This is a genomic window from Planktotalea sp. (assembly GCF_049680325.1).
Lineage (GTDB): Bacteria > Pseudomonadota > Alphaproteobacteria > Rhodobacterales > Rhodobacteraceae > Planktotalea.
Genome location: NZ_JBAUHO010000313.1, coordinates 1 through 2368, shown reverse-complemented (window position 1 = coordinate 2368; position 2368 = coordinate 1). Strand labels below are relative to the sequence as shown.

At 54.5% G+C, this 2368-nt stretch carries 3 protein-coding genes; all 3 read left to right on the top strand.

Annotated elements, in window-relative coordinates; genetic code table 11:
• Window positions 1-396 (top strand): ATP-binding cassette domain-containing protein (locus WBC85_RS14195; RefSeq protein ID WP_424438547.1); only part of this gene is annotated, 396 nt, incomplete at its 5' end.
• The gene (locus WBC85_RS14190) at window positions 386-1705 is read left to right on the top strand and encodes an HlyD family type I secretion periplasmic adaptor subunit (RefSeq protein WP_424438544.1); all 1320 of its coding nucleotides are present in this window, start codon (window positions 386-388) and stop codon (window positions 1703-1705) included. The genes WBC85_RS14195 and WBC85_RS14190, both read left to right, overlap by 11 nt.
• A gap of 123 nt (window positions 1706-1828) precedes the next feature.
• Window positions 1829-2368, top strand: a 540-nt coding sequence (locus tag WBC85_RS14185) for a hypothetical protein (protein WP_424438541.1), incomplete at its 3' end; no start/stop codon positions are given.

Below are 2368 nucleotides of genomic sequence, written 5' to 3'. Positions count from 1 at the left end.
GCACACGACATGATCCTCGCCCTGCCGGAAGGGTACAAGACGATCCTTCATGGCGATGACAACCAGCTTTCGGGCGGGCAGAAGCAACGCCTGGCCCTTGCGCGCGCGCTGTATCAGGATCCTGTTATGCTGGTGCTGGACGAGCCGAACTCCGCGCTGGATAGCGTGGGTACAGACGCGCTGAACCGCACCGTGCGCGAATTCCGTAGCTCTGATCGCTCTGTTGTGATTATGACCCATCGCCCGCAAGCAATCTCGGAGTGCGACCGCTTGATCGTCATGGATAAGGGCCGCGTCAAGGCCAACGGCCCGCGTGATGAGGTTCTAAAAGCAATGCTGCAAAACTCGGGGCAGGTCAGCCGGGAGATTTCAGGGGATAAGCCAAATGACGCCTGAACAAACCAAAGCCTCGCGCTCGCTTGCCAAAGCCGGAAAGCCACTGTTCATCGGCTATTTCGCCCTGTTCATATTGCTTGGCGTGATTGGTGTGTGGAGCGTGCAAGCCCGGATCGCAGGCGCAGTCATCGCCTCTGGCATGATCCAGGTGGAAAACAACCGTCAGATTGTGCAACATCCCCAAGGCGGTGTCGTGGGTGAGTTGCTTGTGCGTGACGGCGATCGCGTCAAAGCAGGTGATGTGGTCTTGCGCCTTGATGCATCGCTTTTGCGATCCGAGTTGGCGATTATCATGGCCCAGCTTAACGAAATTCGCGCACGCAAAGGGCGTTTGATTGCCGAGCGCGACGATGCGAGCGAGATCGCCTTCGGACCGGAAATCATAGCTTTGGCGCAAGAAAGGCCTGATGTTCAAGCACTGATCGACGGACAAGCGCGCCTGTTCCAGACGCGGCTGATCGCGTTGACCCAAGAGACAAATCAGCTCGAGAACCAGATCGAACAAACCCGCGAGCAAATCAAAGGCGGCGAAGCCCAGCTGGCGGCCAGCCGTGGACAAGCCGAGCTGATCGTTACTGAACTAAAGGATGCGCAGACGCTGCTGGAAAAGGGCCTTGCCCAAGCCTCTCGCGTTTCAGCGCTGCGCCGTGAAGAAGCGCGCCTGAATGGAGCCATCGGCCAGTATACGTCTGGCATCGCGCAGTTGAAGGGGGATATCGCGCGTCTCAACATTGAAATACTCCGCCTGCAAACCGCGCGCCGCGAGGAGGCGATCAGCACCCTTAGAGACTTGCAGTTCCAAGAGAACGAATTGGTCGAGCGCGCATTGTCAGCGCGCGATACGCTGTCAAAAATGGAAGTGCGCGCACCCGTTGCGGGTGTCATCTATGGAAACACGGTCTTCGCGCTGCAATCAGTGATCTCACCCGCCGCGCCGATCATGTATATTATCCCGCAGGATCAGGCTTTGATCGTATCCGCACGGATCGAGGCGATCCATATTGACCAGGTCCACCAGGGGCAGGCCGCAACACTACGGTTTGTCGCCTTTGACCAGCGCACCACGCCTGAAATATTCGGCACGGTCACGTTGCTGTCCGCCGATGTATTCATCGACGAAGTTTCGGGGGTTTCCTATTATCAGGCCCAGCTGTTGCCAAATGAGGGTGAATTAACCAAGCTGGAAGGCCAGCCCTTGGTTCCGGGCATGCCTGTCGAGGCGTTCATAAAAACTGTTGAACGCTCTCCGATAAGTTATCTGATGAAGCCGTTGATGGATTATTTCAACAAGGCCTTCCGCGAAACGTAAAACGCCCCGCGCAGAAATGCGCACATCATTTTTTGATAAGTTACGGTTTTCCGATAGCATAGAGCTTTTCGGGCCCATCACTACATGTGCCTTATTTTCAAATTGATTTAGAAAGGTAATTCCATGGTCGAGATCATTGATACAACGCATACAAGCGCCGTTTCACTGTCGAGTTTTGAAGACTATCTACTGCTGCGCGGTGTGACCCATTACACGGAAACCAGCGCGGCGATTACTGCGTTGGGCGGGAATGATATCTTTGTCGATGGCTCATTGGTGGCGCTCACGAATGTTGCGATCGACTTTTCGGCCAGTAACGGCGTGCGAGTGACGGTGAGCGAGTTCGGCTCTATTATGAATTCCCCGAATAGCTTTCTGCTTTATAATATCGGCACTAACTCCGTTGTGACAAATCATGGTATTATTTCCGGCGGTCCCAGCCTGATTACGGGCGCTGACGTTGTCATTTTGAACAACGGTTCGATGACTTCCGCAACTGCAAACACAATTCGGCTTTCAGGCGTTGATGGTGTGCTTAATAACTTTGGTCTCATTTCGTCCAGTGCCGGGGGTGCGGTTTTTGTAAGCGATGCCTCTAGGATCAGAAACACCGGCGACATTGTTGGCGTAACCTATGGAATTGACGCGACAAGCACTGTGGTT